This window comes from Longimicrobium sp., assembly GCF_035474595.1.
Lineage (GTDB): Bacteria > Gemmatimonadota > Gemmatimonadetes > Longimicrobiales > Longimicrobiaceae > Longimicrobium.
The window spans coordinates 1-18,649 of record NZ_DATIND010000050.1 but is presented as its reverse complement, the minus strand read 5'-3'; the positions used below and the strand labels follow the sequence as shown (position 1 = coordinate 18,649).

The following is an 18,649-nucleotide window of genomic DNA, read 5'->3' as shown; positions in this document are numbered from 1 at the left end:
ACGGGGGACTGGGGGGCGCCGGTGGCTGCGGTGCGCGGGTCCGGCGTCGCGCCCTCACCGGCCGGCCCAGGCCGTCCACCTCACCCGTACCGGGAGAGGTAGCTCGACGGGCATCGGCACAGGGATTGGCATTCTGCCCGCCCGGCTGGGTCTTTCCGCCGTTCCGCCAGCGAGGACCCGCGCGGATGCTGGACAGCCACCCTCTCCCGGGACGGGAGAGGGTCGCGCCCTCCGGCGCGGGGTGAGGGCGGCGCGAGGCCCGCGGACGGGCACCTGAGCGCCAAACACGGGGAAGCCCCGCGGTTGAAGCAGTTTCGCTACTGAACTTCGGAGACGATGGCCGAGCTGACGATCGCGGAGGTGGCGCGGGTTGCCGACGGGGAGGTGGAGGGCGATCCGGGGCTCACCGTGCGCGGCGTGAAGCCGCTGGACGAGGCCGGTCCCGGCGACCTGTCGTTCGTTGCCGAGCCCCGTTACTTCCCGTACATTGCCGCGTCGCAGGCCCGTGCCCTGCTGGTGGCGCGCGGCTCCGACGCCCCGGTGGAGGGGCGCACCGTGATCCGCGTGGACGACCCGCGGCGCGCGCTGGCCCGCATCCTGGCCGCGCTCCACCCCGAGGAACGCCCCGCGCCCGGCGTGCACCCTACCGCGGTCGTCGGCGAGGGGGTGGAGATCGATCCCACCGCGACCGTCGGTGCGTACGCGGTGATCGGCGACGGAAGCGTGATCGGCGCACGGGCGCGCATCTCCGCCCACGTGGTGGTGGGGCGCGGGTGCCGGGTAGACGCGGACGCGCTGATCCATCCCCACGTGACGCTGTACGACGGCGTCTCCGTCGGCGAGCGCTCGGTGATCCACAGCGGCGCGCGGCTGGGCTCGGACGGCTTCGGCTTCGTGCCCGAGGGCGGCCGGCTGGTGAAGGTGCCGCAGGTGGGCGGGTGCCGGATCGAGGCGGACGTGGAGGTCGGCGCCAACACCACCATCGACCGCGGCTCCATCGGCGACACGGTGGTGGGGCGGGGGACCAAGATCGACAACCTGGTGCAGATCGGGCACAACTGCCGCATTGGCCGGAGCGTGGTCATCGTCTCGCAGGCGGGGATCTCCGGGTCCACGAAGGTGGGCGACGGGGCCGTCCTCGGCGGGCAGAGCGGGTTCCAGGGGCACATCGAGGTGGGCGCCGGGGCGCGGATCGGCGCGCAGGCGGGGGTGACGGCCAGCGTGGCGCCGGGGGAGACGGTTTCCGGCTACCCGGCGCGGCCGCACCGCGAGGCGCTGCGGGTGCAGGCGGCCACGTTCAAGCTGCCGGAGCTGATGCGGCGCGTGAAGGAGCTCGAGCGCGCGGTGCTGGGTAAGGGCGCCGCGGGCTCGTAACGTTTCGTGAACACCGATCGTTCTTTCCGACGGACTGCGAGATAGATGGCGACGACGCCCAGACAGAACACCATCGCCCGCGAGGGGCGCCTGGAGGGGGTGGGGCTGCACACCGGCGCGCCGGTGAAGATGCGGATCCACCCCGCGCCCGTGAACACCGGCGTGGTCTTCCGCCGCACCGACCTTGCCGACGCGCCGCAGGTGGCCGCGCTGGTGGCCAACGTGAGCAGCACCGACCGGGGGACCACCCTCGGCTCCGGCGACGCCAAGGTGCACACCGTGGAGCACCTGCTCGCGGCCGTGGTGGCGCGGCAGATCGACAACCTGATCATCGACCTGGAGGGCCCCGAGCCGCCGGCGATGGACGGCAGCGCCCAGGGTTTCGACGCGCTGCTGGCCGAGGCCGGGGTGGAGGAGCAGGACGCGCCGGCCAAGTTCATCACCGTGGAGGAGACCTTCTCGGTGACGAAGGGGACGGCGGAGTACGTCGTCGCCCCGTCGCAGGGGTACCGGCTGTCGACGACGATCGAGTTCGACCACCCCGCGGTGGGCCGGCAGTTCGCCTCGTTCCGCGTGGGCGACGGCTCGTTCACGCGCGAGATGGCGCCGGCCCGCACCTTCTGCTTCGAGCGCGAGGTGGAGGAATTGTACTCGCGCGGGCTGGCGCAGGGGGGGACGGTGCAGAACGCGATCGTGCTGGGCGACAACGGCGGGATCGTGGCGGGGACGGAGCTGCGCTTTCCGGACGAGTTCGTGCGCCACAAGGCGCTGGACGTGGTCGGCGACCTGGCCCTGGTCGGCGCGCGGCTGAACGCGCACGTGGTGGCCGACCGGCCGGGGCACAAGGGGAACGTGGCGCTGGCAAAGGAGCTGGTGGAGCGCGCCGAGCGGAAGAAGAACACGCGGCCCATGCTGGGGATCGAGCAGATCTTCCAGTATCTGCCGCACCGCTACCCGTTCCTGCTGGTGGACCGCATCATCGAGTTCGAGGAGCGCAGGCGCATCGTGGGGCTGAAGAACGTGACAATCAACGAGCCGTTCTTCGTGGGCCACTTTCCCGGCCGCCCGGTGATGCCGGGGGTGCTGATCATCGAGGCGATGGCGCAGGTGGGCGGGCTGCTGGTGCTGGAGCAGATGGAGAACCTGGACGAGAAGGTGATCTACTTCATGTCGCTCGACAACGTGAAGTGGCGCCGGCCGGTGATCCCCGGCGACCAGATCCGCTTCGAGGTGGAGATCCTGCAGATCCGCGGATCGAACTGCCGGATGAAGGGCGTGGGGCGGGTGGACGGGCAGGTGGTGGCCGAGGCGGAGATGATGGCCCGCGTGGTGGACCGCTGAGGTGGCGATGACGATTCCTTCCACGGACGCGACGTCCGACATCCATCCCACCGCGCTGATCGACCCGTCGGCCGACCTGGCGCCGGGCGTGGTGGTGGGCGCGTACTCCATCATCGGCCCCAACGTGCGGGTCGGCGCGCGCACGCGCATCGCCAGCCACGTGCTGATCGAGCGCGACACCCGCGTGGGCGAGGAGTGCACCATCAGCCAGGGCGTGGTGCTGGGCACCGATCCCCAAGACCTGAAGTACATGGGCGAGCCCACGCTGCTCACCGTGGGCGACCGCACGGTGATCCGCGAGTACGCCACGCTGAACCGGGGGACGGCGGCCAGCGGGCTGACCTCGGTGGGCAGCGACTGCATGCTGATGGCGTACACCCACGTGGCGCACGACTGCCAGCTGGGGAACCACGTGATCCTGTCCAACGCCGTGAACATGGCCGGGCACGTGACCATCGGCGACTGGGCCATCGTGGGGGGGCTGACGCCGATCCACCAGTTCGTGCGCATCGGCGCGCACGCGTTCGTGGGCGGGGCCACGCGCGTGGCCAAGGACGTTCCCCCGTACGTGAAGGCGGCGGGGAGCCCGATGGAGCTGTACGGCTTGAACTCCGTGGGCCTGCAGCGCAGGGGGATTCCCGAGGAGGTGCGGCGCGAGCTGAAGCGCGCGTACCGCATCTTCTTCGCGTCGAACCACAACGTTGCCCAGGCCCTGGCGCGCGCCCGCGAGGAGCTGCGCGAGATCCCCGAGGTGGAGGTGTTCCTCTCGTTCTTCGAGAACTCCAAGCGCGGGGTGCAGGTGTGAGCGCAGGGGACAGGGGACAGGGGACAGGGGACAGAGGGACTGCGGCGTCCTCGCCGGGCGATGAGCGAGGTGCCGCGTGAGCGCCGTTCGCGCGGGGGTGATCGGGGCGGGGTCGCTGGGGTTCCACCACGCCCGGATCCTGCGCGGGATCACGGGGGCGGAGATGGTGGGGATCTTCGACTCCGACGCGGCGCGCGCTTCGGCCGTCTCCGCGGAGCTGGGGGTGCACGCGTTCCCCACGCGCGAGGCGCTGCTGGAGGCGGTGGACGCGGCGGTGATCGCCGTGCCCACCACGAACCACGCGGAGGTGGCGCTGGCGGCGCTGGACGCCGGGGTGCACCTGCTGATCGAGAAGCCGATCGCCGCGTCGGTGGCGGAAGCGGACGCGATCGTGGCCCGCGCGGCGGAGCGGAACCTCGTCGTCGCCACCGGGCACGTGGAACGCTTCAACGGTGCGCTGCGGGCGGTGGACCAGTACCTGGAGGATCCGCGCTTCGCCGAGTCGCACCGGCTGGCGCCGTTCGGGCCGCGGGGGACGGACGTGGCCGTGGTCCTCGACCTGATGATCCACGACATCGACCTGCTGCTGGGGCTGGTCCGCCGGCCGGTGGAGTCCGTCGATGCCGTGGGGGTGGGGGTGCTGACGGGGAACGTGGACATCGCCAACGCGCGGCTGGTGTTCGAGGGCGGCGCGGTGGCCAACATCACCGCCAGCCGCGTGTCGATGGAGCGGATGCGGAAGATCCGCTTCTTCCAGCGCTCGGGGTACATCTCGCTGGACCTGGCGAAGGGGACGGGCGAGTTCCTGCGGCTGAAGAAGGGCGCGACGATGCCCGAGGGCGACGTGAACCTCCTGTCGCTGATGAACATCGTGGAGCGGATCGAGCTGAAGGGCGACGGCACCGACGCGCTGACCAGCGAGCTGCAGGCGTGGATCGCCGCCGTACGCGGCGAGGGCCCGCTGGTGGTGAGCGGCCGCGACGGGCGCGACGCGCTGGCCGTGGCGCTCCGCATCATGGAGAAGATCGAGGACCATGCTGTCGCCGTGGCCGGAGCAGCGTAAGGCGGGGCGCTGGGGCACGACCCCGAAGCCGCCCTCGCCCATCCGCCTGGTGCTGTTCCTGATCGTCATCCTGGGCGCGATCTACTGGCTCCTGCGCGCGTCTCAGGCGGGGCGGTGAGCGCGCCCGCTTCGCGCTCGCCCGTGATCTTCATCTCCGCGGGCGAGGAGAGCGGCGACCTGCACGGCGCCGCCCTGGCCCGTGCGCTCCGGCAGCGCTTTCCCGACGCGCGGCTCATCGGCCTGGGCGGCGCGCGGATGCGGGCGGAGGGGGTGGAGCTGCTCGCCGGGCTGGACCAGCTGGCGGTGATGGGCTTCGTGGAGGTCATCCGCCATCTCCCCTTCTTCCGCGATCTGACGAAGCGCGTCCACGCGACGATCGACTCCGAGGGCGTGGACCTGGTCATCCCCATCGACTATCCCGGTTTCAACCTGCGGCTGGCGAAGCATGCGCGCGGCCGCGGGATTCCCGTGCTGTACTACATCGCGCCGCAGGTGTGGGCGTGGCACAAGGGGCGGGTGCGCGACCTGGCGCGCGATGCGGACGAGGTGGCGGTCGTCCTCCCGTTCGAGGAGGCGTTCCTGCGGCAGGCGGGGGTGAACGCGAAGTTCGTGGGCCACCCCCTTCTCGACCGCGCCGCGCCCGAGCTTTCGCGCGACGCGTGGGCGCGGGCGAACGGGCTGGACCCCGCGCGCCCGATCCTGGGCCTCTTCCCCGGCTCGCGCGCGCAGGAGGTGCGGCGGCACCTGGAGCTGTTCTCCGCCGCCGCGGAGCTGGTCGTCGCCCGAGATTCCAGCGTGCAGCCGGCGATCGCGGTGCCGCGGGGGATCGACCGCGCGGTGTACGAGGGCGCGCGCTGGCCGCGGGTGGAGGGCACGGGGGGGATGCTGCTGCAGTACGCGACCGCCGCGCTGGTGAAGAGCGGGACGACCACGCTGGAGGCCGGCATCGCCGCGACGCCGATGGTGGTGGTCTACCGCATGGCGCCGATGAGCTACGCGCTGGCCAGGCGCGTGGTGAAGGTGCCGCACATCGCGCTGGCGAACCTGATCGCGGAGCGGCGCGTGGCCCCCGAGTTCGTGCAGGACGCCGCCACCCCGCAGGCGCTGGCGGACGCGCTGCTGCCGCTGCTGGACGAGACTTCGGACCAGCGGCTGGAGATGGTGGAGGGATTGCGCCTGATCCGTGGGAAGCTGGGCGGGGCGGGGGCATCCGCGCGCGTGGCGGAGATCGCGGGGGAGCTGCTGGCGCGGGGGAAGCGATGAGAGCGCACTCCGGCATAACCGGCTTCACCAGCTCTGCCAGGCGAATGAATTCGCGGCAACAACAGCACAAAGTCCGCCTTCGCGGACTGCTGGCGGACATTGCCGCGGAGTTCCGGCATCCTGCCACTCAGAGGGTGATTCGTGCGCAGGTGCTGGCTGGGCGCGCTGATTCCGTCCCTCCCCCAGGCTGTTTTGGGGGAGGGACAGCCGAGGAACGAGCCAGGGAGAGGGCCCCGCGAGGCCGGGAGACGCGATGACGCCCGACTCGGCTCCTCAGCCCGCATCCCCCGGCTCCCGGGTGTCGAAGGTCCGTCCGTCCGAGCAGTCGACGCAGTTGCGGGCGCACGAGCGGTTCGTGGCGGGGATGGGCGGCGCGGCGCTGAACGCGCTGATGGGCACCTGCCGGTACGAGCGCGAGGGCGTGGAGAACTACGACCAGTTCTGGCGCGCCGGGAAGCCGGTGATCTTCACGCTGTGGCACGGGCGGCTGCTGCCGTGCACGCACTTCCACCGGCACAACGGCGTGGTGACGCTGGTCAGCCAGCACCGCGACGGCGAGTACATCACGCGCGTGGTGCGCAGGTGGGGGTTCACGGCGGTGCGCGGCTCCACCACGCGCGGCGGGCTGGAGGCACTGCGCGAGCTGATCCAGCACGTGCGCGCCGGCCGCTCGCTCGCCATCACCCCCGACGGACCCAAGGGCCCGCGCGAGAAGATGAAGCCCGGCCCCGTGCTCATCGCCCAGCGCACCGGCGCGCCCATCATCCCCGTGGTCAGCGGCGCTGATCGCGCGTGGTACTTCGGGGGATGGGACCGCTTCCTCATCCCCCGGCCCTTCGCCCGCCTCCGCATCTCCTACGGCGAACCCGTGTTCGTTCCCCGCCGCGCGACGGAAGACCAGATCCAGACGATCATGGACGACGTGGAGCGGCGCCTGGGCGGGTTGATGGCGCGCGTGGACCGGCCGTGGGGGTGAGGATGCTCGGCGCGCCGAGAAGAGGCGGTGGAGCGACTCCGCGGCCTCGCGCCCTCTCCGGCCGGCTTAGGCCGTCCACCTCTCCCGTACCGGGAGAGGTAGCTGGATGCGGTCTGCGCGGGATGGCTCCATTCTGCCCGCCTGGCTGTTTCTCTACCGCACTCCGCGCTTCCATGCCGTCGGACCGCGTGAGCGCTGGATGGGGCCCCGCGCCACACCACAGCCTCCGCGCGCTTCACACCCCGCGCGCCGCAATCGAAGTTACCCCCTCTCGTTATCGGGAGGGGGTACGCGGCCTGAGCCGCGGGGGGAGGGCTCCGCGAGGCTGCGGACGCGCCCCGATGCTTCTCCCGCGAGGCCCTCGATGAGCCTCCGCAGCTTCGTCACGCGCTGGTGGGCGGGGGAGGGCGGCGCGGCGGCCGCGGTGCTCGACGCGGCGCTGCTGCCGGCGGAGTGGGCATTCCGCGGCATCGTGCGCGCCCGGAATCGGCGATTCGACCGGGGGATCGGCGTCGAATCCGTGCCCGTCCCGGTGATCAGCGTCGGAAACATCGGGGTGGGCGGGGCGGGGAAGACGCCGTTCTCGGCGTGGCTCGTCGCGCGGCTGCGCGAGTGGGGGCGCACGCCGGGGATCGCGCTGCGCGGGTACGGCGGCGACGAGGTGATCCTGCACCGCGAGCTGAACCCCGGCGTCCGCGTCGCGACGGCGGCGCGGCGGGTGGAGGCGGCGCGCGAGCTGGTGGCGGCCGGGTGCGATGTGGTGGTGCTGGACGACGCGTTCCAGCATCGGCGGCTGGCGCGCGACCTCGACGTCGTGCTCGTCGCGGTGGAGACGTGGGAGCGCGCGCCGCGCCTCATCCCCCGCGGCCCCTGGCGCGAGGACGTGACGGCGCTCGCGCGCGCGGACGTGGTCGTGCTCACCCGCAAGTCCGCCCCCGCCGCGCGCGCCGGCGAGGTCGCCGCGGAGGTGGCGCTCGCCGCGCCGGGAAAACCGATCGCCATCTGCCACCTCGCGGCGGACCGGCTGGCGCCGCTGCACGGTGGCGAGGTGCGCCCGCTCTCCTCGCTCGCCGGGATGGACGTGCTCGCCGTCGCCGCGCTGGCGATGCCGGGGCCGTTCTTCGACGCGCTGCGCGGGGTGGGGGCGAAGGTGGAGGAGGATGCGTATCCCGATCACCATCCGTTCTCCGCGGCGGACGCGCTGCGCATCGTGTCGCGGGCGATGGGGCGCCCGATCGTCATCACCCGTAAGGACGCGGTGAAGCTGCGCGCGCTGATCTCGCCGCCGGCCGCGGTGTGGGTGCTGGAACAGGCGGTGCGCATCGAATCGGGCGGCGACGTGTTGGACGAGGCGCTGCGCCGCGCGCTGGAGGCGAAGCCGAAGTGAAGTCCGCGAAGGCGGACTGCGTGCAGTTGTAGCCGCGAGTTCACTCGCATTTTCGCGGCATCCATCGATCCGCAATTCGCGGCATCCATCGATCCGGGCACAGATGAATCGCGCCGACGTGGTGGTGGTGGGAAGCGGGATCGCGGGGCTGTTCTTCGCGCTGAAGGCGTCGCGGTACGGCACCGTGGCGCTCGTCACCAAGAAGAGCCGGCCGGAGTCGTCCACCAACTGGGCGCAGGGCGGGATCGCCGCGGCGTTCGGGGCGGACGACTCGCCGGCGCTGCACCGCGAGGACACGCTGGTCGCGGGCGCCGGCCTCTGCCACCCCGACGCGGTGGACGTGCTGGTGCGCGAGGGGCCGGCGCGGGTGCGCGAGCTCATCGAGCTGGGCGTGCACTTCAGCGAGGCCGCCGGGGGCGGGCTCTCGCTGGGGCGCGAGGGCGGGCACTCGCGGCGCCGCATCGTGCGCGCGGCCGACCTCACCGGGCGCGAGATCGAGCGCGGGCTGCTGGCCGCGGTCGCATCGGCCGGGAACATCTCCATCTACGAGAACACCGCGGCGGTCGACCTCCTCACCGCGACCGACCCCGGCACGCTGGGCGAGCGCTGCTGCGGCGTGCGCGTGCTGGACGCCGAGACGGGCGCGGCGGTGCCGATCCTGGCCAAGGCGGTGATGCTGGCCACCGGCGGCTGCGGCCAGATCTACCGCCACACCACCAACCCGTCCATCGCCACGGGCGACGGGGTGGCGATGGCGTACCGCGCGGGTGCCAGGATCGCCAACATGGAGTTCATCCAGTTCCACCCCACCGCGCTGTATCCCGCGCGCGAGAAGACCTTTTTGATCAGCGAGGCGGTGCGCGGCGAGGGCGCGGTGCTGCGGCGGCTGGACGGCACGGCGTTCATGGACGCGTATCACCCGCTGGCCTCGCTGGCTCCGCGCGACGTGGTGGCGCGCGCGATCGATGCCGAGATGAAGCGCACCGGCACGCCGCACGTGCTGCTGGACTGCTCGGCCATCGCCCCGGCCGAGATCCGCGAGCGCTTTCCCAACATCCTGCGCGAAACGGCGGAGCGGGGGATCGACATGCTGCGCGAGCCGCTGCCGGTGGTCCCCGCCGCGCACTACCTGTGCGGCGGCGTGCTGACGGACACGGACGGGCGCACCTCCGTCCCCGGGCTGTACGTGGCGGGCGAGACGGCGTGCACCGGCGTGCACGGCGCCAACCGTCTCGCGTCGAACTCGCTGCTCGAGGCCATCGTCTTCGCGCACCGCGCCGCCGAGCGCATCGGCCCGCAGCTGGCCGCCACACGGATGCTGGAGCCCGCGCCGCTGCCACAAACCGCATCGGGGGACGGAGATGCGGATGCGGAGCGCATCGGCGCCGCGCGCGAGGAGATCCGCGGGCTGATGTGGGAGTACGTGGGGATCGTGCGCTCGGACGAGCGCCTGGCCGAGGCGGACGCGCGCCTCCGCGCCATCGCCGAGCGCGTGGGCGGATGGTGGGCCGCGAGCCGCCCCACGCCCGAGCTGGTGGAACTGCGCAACGTGGTGCAGTGCGCGCACCTGGTGGTCCGCTGCGCGCTGCGGAGGAAGGAGTCGCGCGGCCTCCAGTACAGCACCGACTACGCCTACCGCGACAACGAGCACTGGCTGCGGGACACGATCGTGGTGAGGTAGATAGATTGCGTTAGCTGAAGTGCTCGCCAACCGCACCCATTTCAACCCGTGTCCCCATGTGCCGCAACATCAAGACGCTCGCCAACTTCGAGCCGCCGGCGACGGATGACGAGGTCCACGCCTCCGCGCTGCAGTTCGTGCGGAAGCTGAGCGGGATGACGCATCCCTCGAAGGCCAACGAGGCCGCGTTCAACCAGGCGGTGGAGGAGGTCACCGCCGCCGCCCGGCGCCTGATCGACTCGCTGGAGATCCGGTCGGAGCCGCGCGACCGTGAGGAGGAGATGCGGAAGGCGAAGGAGCGGTCGGCGAAGCGGTTCGCATAGACTGCCCTTCGGACGGAGCAGGAGTCGAGAGATGGAGATCCGTACGCTGACCGGCCGGGAGGCGATCGAATCCGGCCTGGCCGAGCGGATCCTCGACCTCGACCGCGCGAACATGCGGGAGGTGTTCGACGCAGCCGGCATCGACTTCCCGGAGGAGAAGCGGCGAAGGGGACTTGGCGAATCGACGCTGATCGTCGCGTTCGACGGCGAGTCGGTCGCCGGCTACCTCGGATTCCAGCGCAGCTGGCGAGATCCGGCGAACCTCTACATCGGCTCCATCCAGATCGAGCCGCGGCACCGCGGCGGCCGGCTCATGCTCCGGCTGCTGGACGAGCTCCGGCGCCGGGTCGCGGACGAGGATTTCGCGCGATTGGAGACCGGCGTGCAGAAGGCGAACACGGCCGCGGTGAGAATGTACCGGAAGATCGGCTTCACGCTGGAGCCGAACCCGGAGAACGAGGCTTCGTGGATCGCCACGGCAGGGCGGGACCTGCTCACCCGCTCGCCGGTGATCGCCATGCTGGACCGCTGGAGCCGTCGCGCGCCGCGCAACGCCGGATAGCGGCGCGGGAAACGACGGCACCGGCCTCCACTGATCGATCTACGGGTAGACCCGTTGACAGCGGCGAGGCGTGTGTTTATGCTACGGGAGAACCCGTAGCGGAGAGGAGCGGAGGAGCGATGCCACCCGACGACACCCGGCTGACCGACCGCGAGCTGGACGTGATGAGCATCCTCTGGCAGCGCGGCTCGGGTACCGTGGCGGAGGTGCGGAAGGCGCTGGCGGACCGGCTGGCGTACACCACCGTGCTCTGGGCGCTGCAGACGCTGGAGGAGAAGGGGCACGTCCGCCACGAAAAGGAGGGGCGTGCCTACCGCTACCTTCCCGTGGTTCGGCAGGAGACGGCGGGCGGGAGCGCGCTCAACCGGCTGGTGGAGAAGGTGTTCCACGGCTCGGCGTCGATGCTCCTGGCGCAGCTGGTCAGCGAGCGCGACCTGCCGCCCGAGGAGCTGCAGCGGATGCGGGAGCTGCTGGACCGCCGCCTGGCGGGAGAGGAGGACGCATGACGATCGCGTGGATGCTCGGCGCGCTGGCGACGGGCGCGCTTCTCGGCGTCGCCGCGCTGGCGGCGGAGCGCGTGGCGGCGTGGTTCCGGTTGCCACGGCGGTGGATCTGGGCCGCGGCGCTCGCGGGCTCGCTGCTCCTTCCCGCCCTCGCACTCGCGGCGCCGGGCGTCCTTCCGCGCCTCCGCTTCCCGCGCATCGGCGCGCCACCCCATCCTCGTGCCGCACGGGCGCCGTCGCCGGACGCGGGACCGCCGCCGGCCGCCGCACCCGGGGACGGCATCGCCCTGCCATCGAGATCCATCCCCCCGCTGCTTTTCGCCGCGCTCTGGCCGGCGGCGTCGCTGGCGACCGCGGGCGCGCTGGGCTGGAGCCAGCGGCGGCTGCGCGCGGCGTGCGGCACGCTCGTCCCGGGCACCGTCGACGGCGCGCCGGTGCTGCTGGCCGAGCGCGCGGGACCGCTGGTGATCGGGGTGCTGCGTCCCCGCATCGTGCTGCCGCGCTGGGCGATGGAGGCACCGGCGGGCGAGCTGCGGCTGATCGTGGCGCACGAGCGCGAGCACGTCCGCGCGGGCGATCCGTGGCTGCTGGCGCTCGGCGCCGTGGCCGTCGCGGCGATGCCGTGGAGCGCCGCGCTCTGGTGGCAGCACCGCAGGCTGCGGCTGGCGGTGGAGACGGACTGCGACGCGCGCGTGCTGGCCGGCGGCGCTGGTCACCGCGAATACGGACGGGTGCTGCTGCGCACCGCCGGCCATCCGGTCTCCCTTCCCGCGCCCGCCCTGGCCTGGGGCGGCACGGCGTCTCACCTCGAACGGAGGATCATCGCCATGACCGCGCACCCTCCCCGCCATCGTGCCGCGCGGGCGCTCCCGCTCGCCGGCATCTCGCTCGTGCTCGCGGCCGCGGCGTGCGGCGCGGCGTCACGGGGCGCGCCGGAGCCCGCCGCTCCGCCGCGCGCGCCGGAGCTGGGGACGGTCGGCGGCCAGCTGATGCGCAGCGACCCGCTTCCGGACGGCATGACGCTGGTGGTGGCCGGGCCGGTGCAGGGCGAGGGTATCGTCGGGCTCGGATGGCGGTACGGCAGCGAGCCGCGCACCCGCGACTCGCCTCCGCCCACCGTGCTGCCCACGGTGAGCTTGGTCGCGCCGGGCTCGCCCGCGGAGCGGGCCGGGCTGCGCGTGGGTGACGTGATTGTCTCGGCGAACGGGCGGGACGCGCGCGAGCCGTATCTACTCCCGGACAGGACACCCGGCACCGCGTATACCGTGCGCATCCGCCGCGGCGGCGTGGAGCGCGAGGCACGCCTGGTCGTGGGGCCGCCGCCCACGCGCGCCGAGGCCGAGCGGCACATGGCGGCGGAGAGCGCGTGCTTGCGGCAGGCGTTCGCGCACGGCGCGGAGGCGGAGAAGAACGCGCGGCTGGCCGCGTGCAGCTTGCCGTACTGACTCCGCCAACCGGCTGGTGGCACGCGGAGAAGCAGAGAAACGGAGAATTCGTCTCCGCTCCTCTGCTTCTCTACTTGATCCCCATCTCTTTCAGTTCGTTTTCCTCTGCCGTTCCGTCTCCGCCTGCGCGACGATCAGGGCCCAGATGGTCGCCGTCTGGCTGATGTTCATCGTGCGTCCGGTCCAGTCGCGGAAATCCCAGTCCTCGCGGTAGACGCCGGCGCTCCGGGGCGCCCGCATCGGCACCGAGAAGGTGACGACCTCGCCGGGGAGCACCACGCGGTCCAGGCGGATGCGCCCGCCCGCGCTGAGCGAGTCGCCGCCGGCGCGGTTCAGCGTGACGCCGGGCGCCCAGGCGCACAGCCCCGGGCTGGCGTTGGTGAGCGTCCAGCGCTTCTCGAACGCGCCGCCCACGGGCACGACGGCGTTGTCCTGGATCGTCTCGGAAACGAAGCGCGGGCCCAGCTCGCCGGGGCGGCACACGCGGTACTTCCCGTAATCGTCCCGCCTGCCCACGCTTACGCGGATCGCCCGCACGCCCGGCGAGTCCGCTGCGATGCGCTCTCCGCCGCGCCCCGCGAGGGTGGTGGGGACGACGTACCGCCCGGGCGCCGCCGGCAGGACCACGCGCTGCGTGTAGGTGAAGATGTGCCGCGGGGGCACGGGCTCGCCCGCGCGGGTGTGGGAGGAGTCGACCACGGTGAAGCCCGCGGGGAGCCGGAGCGAGAGCCGTGACCCCGCCGGCCAGGCGCAGTCGCCCCGGTTCCGCAGCGACATCCCCAGCTCCACCGTGTCGCCCGGCGAGAAGGTGCGGCCGGCGTCCACCGTCACGGCCACGTACCCGCTGCGCGCTTCGCCCGGCCGGCACTCCGCCACGCGGGCGGGAAGCACCACGACGGAGGCCGCGAAGGTGGCCGCGCCGTCGGTTTCCACCAGGCTCCCATCGGCGCGGCGCAGCGACCAGAACTCCTCGTACGATCCGGGTGCGATCGGCGCCTGCATCGGAACCACCGCCTGCCAGTCCGCGCCGGGCGCCAGGCCGTGGCCGAGGCGGACCTGCGCCTGTGACCGGCTGAGGTGCCCGTCCCACGGCATCCCGTCGCGGCGCGCGCCCTCCATCCGCAGGTAGAAGCCGGGCGACCACGCGCACGCCCCGCCGTTGCGCAGCCGCCACCCCTTGGTGAACGGCTGGCCGGGGCGCACCGCCGTGCCCGGCTGGTAATCCTGCCCCGCCGACCGCGCCGCGTATCCCCGCTCGCCGCACGCCGCCGAGGGAAGGACCCGCTGCGAGATCGCCCGCATCGCCACGAGCGCCAGCGCCAGCACCGCCGCGGCGGCCGCCCATCGCCAGCGCGGCCGGCGCCGGATCGAGGACGGGGGATTCGCCGCGCCCGGCGGCATCGGCGCCGGGCGCACATCGCCTGATCGTCCCGCGCCGTCTCCCGCGGCAGCCGCATCGTTCGCCGGTGATGGCGGATGCGCCGCGTTCAGCTCCTCGCGCAGGACCGTCCGGGCCTGCGGCGCGGCGGAGACGAAGCGCTGCGCGCGCTCCTCCGCCTCGTCCATCCGCCCCATCCGCACCAGCCCGCGCACCAGCAGCCGGGCGGCCTCCACCCACGCCGCATCGAACCGCAGGCCCGTCTCCCCCAGCGCCACCAGCCGCTCCGGGGCGGGGGCGGCCTCCGCCGCTTCCGCCCACTGCTCGCGGAACATCGCGTCGTATCCCTGCCGCTGCTCCTGCGCCCAGCGCGCGAACCGCTGCGCGCCGGGGGGATCCTCGAAGCCGCGCAGGAAGCCGTCCGCCAGCACCTCCAGCGCCGCCAGCCGGTCGCCGGCGGCGGGGGAGGCGAGGGCGATGCGGTCGGCGTCGCACTCCACCCGGCCCACCAGGCGGTGGTCGCGCTGATAGCGGCCGAGCAGCCCCGGCGCCGCGACCTGGATCTCGCGACGAACGTGATGCAGGGAATCCTGCAGCGAGCGCGCGCTTTTCGATCCCCAGAGTTTCGCGGCGATCGCGGTGCTGGTGCGCTCGCCGTCGCGCGCCAGGTGGACGTAGACCAGGTACGCCAGCGCCCGCGCGGAGAGCCGGACGGGCTCGCCGCCGGGGGCGACGAGACGAGGCGTGCCGAAGACGCGGAGGGTGTAGCGGCTTTCCGGCGCGCCGGGGAAATCTGAATCCATGGGTTCAGCACATTCAGGAAAGGCGACGGGGATTTCGGGATTCTCCTCTGCCCCGTTCAGACTTCTTCGGCCAAGATATGCGCCAGTTGTTCCCGGCGGAAGCGAGTCGTGATCGCGCCGCGCGTCTCCCTCTTTCCACATCGCACCGCCCTTCATCCGCAGCGCACGTCCACCCGGTTCTTCTCGAGGATGGTGATGCCATGAGACGCACGACCGCGCTCCTCCGACTCGCTTCCGCCGGACTCGTCCTTTTCGTGGGGGGATGCGACGCAGGCGGCGCGAATGGCCCCGGCCCCGTGGGCCCGGACCCCACCCCCGCGGTGGGCGTGGGGACGACCGCGCTCGCGTTCGCCGCGCAGGAAGGCGCCGCGTCGGCCACCCAGACGCTGGCGGTGACGAACACGGGCGGCGGCACCCTGAGCTGGTCCGCCGCGGAGAGCATGGCCTGGCTCACCCTGAGCCCGTCGGGCGGCACGCTCGGGCCCGGCGCCAGCGCGTCGGTCGCCATCACCGTGAATACGGCGGGGATGGCGCCGGGGCGGTACTCGGGGGTGGTGGAGCTTTCCGGCGGGGGAGGTGGGGCGAAGGCGGTGACGATCACGCTGGACGTGACGCAGGCGCCGGCGCTCGCCGCCAGCACGGCCTCGCTGTCCTTCTCCGTGCAGCCCGGCGCCGCGCCCCCGCCGCAGAGCCTGATCGTCAGCAACACGGGCGGCGGCAGCCTTGCCTGGAGCGCGTCGTCGGCTTCGTCCTGGCTGATCGTCTCTCCCTCCACCGGGTCGCTGGCGGGCGGGAGCAGCGCGGCGCTCGCGGTGTCGGTGAGCGCCGCCGGGCTGGCCGCGGGAACGTACAGCGGCACCGTGGACCTGAACGCGCCGGGCGCCACCGGCGCGCCCCAGCACGTGGCCGTCCAGCTCACCGTGGCGCCCGGCCCGGCGCTGGCGGTGAGCGCGTCGCCGCTGGCGTTCTTCGCGCAGGTGGGCGCGAACGCGGCGCCGCAGACCGTCACCCTCTCCAACACCGGCGGCGGCACGCTGGGGTGGAGCGCGGTGGAGGCGGTTCCGTGGCTCACCGTGAGCCCGCCGACGGGAAGCCTGGGCGCGGGGGCGAGCGCGCAGGTGACGGTGACCGTGAACACCGCGGGCCTGGCCCAGGGCACCTATTCGGGGACGATCGACGTCTCCGCGCCGGGCGCGTCCGGCTCGCCGCGCAGCATCCCGGTGACGCTGACGGTGAGCTCGGCGCCGGTGCTGGGGGTGAGCGCCACCACCTTCTCCTTCGCGGCGCTGGCGGGGACGAATCCCGCGGCGCAGCCCGTCACCATCACCAACACCGGCGGCGGGACGCTGGCCTGGAGCGCGTCGGACGACGCGCCGTGGCTCACCGTCACCCCGGCGAGCGGGAGCCTGGCCTCGAACGCCGGCGCGCAGGCCGCGCTGTCGGTGAGCACCGCGGGGCTGGCCGCCGGGACGTACCACGCCACGGTGACGCTCACCGCGCCCGGGGCGGGCGGGAGCCCGCGGGCGCTTGCGGTCACGCTGGCGGTCTCCGCGCCGCCGGCGGTCAGCGTCAACCCCGCCTCGCTCTCCTTCTCGGCCGCGCAGGGATCGAACCCGGCGACGCAGAGCGTGATCGTCACCAACACCGGCGGCGGCTCGCTGGTCTGGACGGCGTCGTCGAACGCCGCCTGGCTCGCCGCCACGCCGGGGAGCGGGACGCTGGCCGGGGGCGGGGCCGTGCCGGTGACGCTCTCGGTGAGCTCGGCGGGGCTGGCGGCGGGAACGTACAACGGGGCCGTCACGATCTCCGCGCCGGGCGCCACGGGGAGCCCGAAGACGGTGGCCGTTTCGCTCACCGTGGCGGCCGGGCCGGCGCTGGGGGTGAGCGCGGCGTCGCTCGGCTTCGCCACGCAGCAGGGCTCCCCGCCGCCGCCGCAGTCGTTCACGGTCAGCAACACCGGCGGCGGCTCGCTCGCCTGGTCGGCGTCGTCGAACGCGTCGTGGGCCACGGTGTCGCCAGCGGGCGGGAGCCTGGCGGGCGGGTCGAGCGCGCCGGTGACGGTGTCGATCGACCCCACGGGGCTGGGCGCCGGCACCTGGAACGCCACGATCGACGTCTCCGCGCCGGGAGCGGCGGGAAGCCCGAAGTCGGTGGGGGTCTCGCTCACCATCGCGGCCGGGCCGAGCCTTTCCGTCTCCCCGCCGTCGGTGTCGTTCTCCGCCGCGCAGGGCTCCAGCGCGGCGAGCCAGACGGTGACGGTGACGAACACCGGCGGCGGGACGCTCTCCTGGTCGGCGGACGAATCGATCGCGTGGCTCTCGCTGTCACCAACGAGCGGGACGCTGGGTGCCGGGCAGAGCGCGCAGGTGACGCTTTCGCCCAATACGGCGGGGCTCGCGGCGGGCCCGTACCCGGGAAGCATCGACTTCTCGGCGCCGGGGGCGGACGGGAGCCCGCGGAGCGTGGGCGTCGATCTCACCGTCACCGGACCGACGCTGCTCCCCGCGCCGTCGCTCGGCTCGCCGGCGAACGGGGCGACGGGAGTCTCCACCACGCCCACCTTCAGCTGGTCGCCCGTCGCCGGCGCGAACCACTACTGGGTGACGATCGCGACCAGCGCGTCGGCGCTCCCGACGGATCCGGGCGCGGCGACGTGTGCGGGATGCGTCATCTCGGTGAACACGACGTCCACGAGCTACACCGCGACGGCATCTCTGGCCGCGGGCACGACCTACTACTGGCGGGTCCAGGGCTGGAACAACAGCACATCTCCCTACACGCAGGGCCAATACTCGCCCGTCTGGAGCTTCGTCAGCGCCGCCGCGGCACCCAGGCTTCTCGTCGATGGTTCGCTGTCCAGCTCGAAGGCGCCCGGCCAGACGTTTTCAGTGACGGGCGGCGGATACACCCCGAACCGGACGGTGACCCGCTACCTGAAGGACCCCAGCGGGAACATCATCACGCTCTCGCCGATCCTTAGTGCCGATGGCTCGGGGAACATCGCCTGGACGTTCACGCCCGTCTGCACCACGCCCGCGGTCACCAGCACCCTCTGGGTGGTGGACGACGCGACCGGGAAGTCGAGCAACACGGTCTCGCAGACGGTGACGGCCGGCGGAGGGTGCGGCGACAGCGGGTTCACCTGGCCCGTCGACCCGTCGAACTCGTCCAACGGCTTCAATGGCGCATGTGGCGACTGGCCCGGCGACTCGAACGGGTGCTTCTGGATCAGCAGCAACGGGTGGAGGGACGTACAGCCGTTCCTGCGGCACCTCTATGACGGGCACGGCTACCATCTCGGCGCGGACTGGAACAAGGGATCGGGCTCGGATGACGCCAACCTGCCCGTGTACGCGGTGGCGAACGGGACCGTGAGCGACGTCCGCACGAACGTGTCGGGGTGGGGCAACATCATCTTCGTGCGGCACGTTACGTCATTCGGAATCATCACTTCCATGTACGCGCACGTGAACTGGAACACCTCCGGCCCGCCGGCGAAGGGCCAGACGGTGAGCAAGGGGCAGCAGATCGCGCGGGTCGGCAACGGAAACGGGCTGTACCCGTACCACCTGCACCTGGAGATCAGGGTTGGCGACAACGTCACTCCGGGACCGGGCTATCTGTCGTCGAGAACGGCCACACCTCCGCAGGGCCAGATCGATCCGGACGTGTTCATCGCCACGCACCGTTAGGGGAATCGGCCAGGGAGGGTCGAATGGAGAAGCGGAGAAGCCGGGGATCACTC

Annotated in this window: 15 protein-coding genes; 14 read left to right on the top strand and 1 reads right to left on the bottom strand. The window is 72.9% G+C overall.

Annotation, left to right across the window (positions count from 1 at the left end; genetic code table 11):
• Positions 1-336 precede the first annotated feature (336 nt).
• The 13 genes from lpxD to VLK66_RS09630 all read left to right on the top strand — a co-directional run bounded on the left by lpxD (position 337) and on the right by VLK66_RS09630 (position 12,723).
• Positions 337-1,374 (top strand): UDP-3-O-(3-hydroxymyristoyl)glucosamine N-acyltransferase, encoded by a 1,038-nt coding sequence (gene lpxD / locus VLK66_RS09690; RefSeq protein WP_325309200.1) that lies wholly within the window; start codon positions 337-339, stop codon positions 1,372-1,374.
• Between the two features lie 45 nt (positions 1,375-1,419).
• Positions 1,420-2,715, top strand: a complete 1,296-nt coding sequence (locus VLK66_RS09685) for a bifunctional UDP-3-O-[3-hydroxymyristoyl] N-acetylglucosamine deacetylase/3-hydroxyacyl-ACP dehydratase (RefSeq protein ID WP_325309199.1) — start codon at positions 1,420-1,422, stop codon at positions 2,713-2,715.
• 7 nt (positions 2,716-2,722) lie between these two features.
• Complete coding sequence (gene lpxA / locus VLK66_RS09680; RefSeq protein ID WP_325309198.1) at positions 2,723-3,520, top strand: acyl-ACP--UDP-N-acetylglucosamine O-acyltransferase; 798 nt, start codon at positions 2,723-2,725, stop codon at positions 3,518-3,520.
• A gap of 76 nt (positions 3,521-3,596) precedes the next feature.
• The gene (locus VLK66_RS09675) at positions 3,597-4,583 is read left to right on the top strand and encodes a Gfo/Idh/MocA family oxidoreductase (RefSeq protein ID WP_325309197.1); all 987 of its coding nucleotides are present in this window, start codon (positions 3,597-3,599) and stop codon (positions 4,581-4,583) included.
• A complete protein-coding gene (locus tag VLK66_RS09670) occupies positions 4,555-4,701 on the top strand; it encodes a hypothetical protein (RefSeq protein WP_325309196.1) in 147 nt (48 codons plus the stop codon). Before VLK66_RS09675 ends, VLK66_RS09670 begins: the two co-directional genes overlap by 29 nt.
• Positions 4,698-5,846, top strand: a complete 1,149-nt coding sequence (gene lpxB, locus VLK66_RS09665; RefSeq protein WP_325309195.1) for a lipid-A-disaccharide synthase — start codon at positions 4,698-4,700, stop codon at positions 5,844-5,846. Before VLK66_RS09670 ends, lpxB begins: the two co-directional genes overlap by 4 nt.
• Before the next feature lie 253 nt (positions 5,847-6,099).
• The gene (locus tag VLK66_RS09660; RefSeq protein ID WP_325309194.1) at positions 6,100-6,822 is read left to right on the top strand and encodes a lysophospholipid acyltransferase family protein; all 723 of its coding nucleotides are present in this window, start codon (positions 6,100-6,102) and stop codon (positions 6,820-6,822) included.
• A gap of 364 nt (positions 6,823-7,186) precedes the next feature.
• Positions 7,187-8,209: a tetraacyldisaccharide 4'-kinase gene (gene lpxK, locus VLK66_RS09655; RefSeq protein ID WP_325309193.1), complete on the top strand. Its 1,023-nt coding sequence runs from the start codon at positions 7,187-7,189 to the stop codon at positions 8,207-8,209.
• A 103-nt stretch (positions 8,210-8,312) separates the two neighbouring features.
• The gene (gene nadB / locus VLK66_RS09650; RefSeq protein WP_325309192.1) at positions 8,313-9,890 is read left to right on the top strand and encodes an L-aspartate oxidase; all 1,578 of its coding nucleotides are present in this window, start codon (positions 8,313-8,315) and stop codon (positions 9,888-9,890) included.
• A gap of 56 nt (positions 9,891-9,946) precedes the next feature.
• On the top strand, positions 9,947-10,213 hold the full coding sequence (locus tag VLK66_RS09645; protein WP_325309191.1) for a DUF2277 domain-containing protein: 267 nt from the start codon (positions 9,947-9,949) through the stop codon (positions 10,211-10,213).
• A gap of 31 nt (positions 10,214-10,244) precedes the next feature.
• The gene (locus VLK66_RS09640) at positions 10,245-10,775 is read left to right on the top strand and encodes a GNAT family N-acetyltransferase (protein ID WP_325309190.1); all 531 of its coding nucleotides are present in this window, start codon (positions 10,245-10,247) and stop codon (positions 10,773-10,775) included.
• Positions 10,776-10,894: 119 nt separating this feature from the next.
• Positions 10,895-11,281: a BlaI/MecI/CopY family transcriptional regulator gene (locus VLK66_RS09635; RefSeq protein ID WP_325309189.1), complete on the top strand. Its 387-nt coding sequence runs from the start codon at positions 10,895-10,897 to the stop codon at positions 11,279-11,281.
• Positions 11,278-12,723, top strand: coding sequence for a M56 family metallopeptidase (locus VLK66_RS09630; protein WP_325309188.1), 1,446 nt, complete (start codon positions 11,278-11,280; stop codon positions 12,721-12,723). Before VLK66_RS09635 ends, VLK66_RS09630 begins: the two co-directional genes overlap by 4 nt.
• 90 nt (positions 12,724-12,813) lie before the next feature.
• On the opposite strand, the gene VLK66_RS09625 is transcribed toward VLK66_RS09630, so the two are convergent.
• Positions 12,814-14,904 carry an NBR1-Ig-like domain-containing protein gene (locus VLK66_RS09625; protein ID WP_325309187.1) on the bottom strand — a complete coding sequence of 697 codons (2,091 nt, stop codon included), beginning with the start codon at positions 14,902-14,904 and terminating at the stop codon, positions 12,814-12,816.
• 200 nt (positions 14,905-15,104) lie between these two features.
• Here VLK66_RS09625 and VLK66_RS09620 point away from each other — a divergent pair, with 200 nt between their 5' ends.
• The gene (locus VLK66_RS09620; RefSeq protein ID WP_325309186.1) at positions 15,105-18,596 is read left to right on the top strand and encodes a BACON domain-containing protein; all 3,492 of its coding nucleotides are present in this window, start codon (positions 15,105-15,107) and stop codon (positions 18,594-18,596) included.
• Positions 18,597-18,649: the final 53 nt, after the last annotated feature.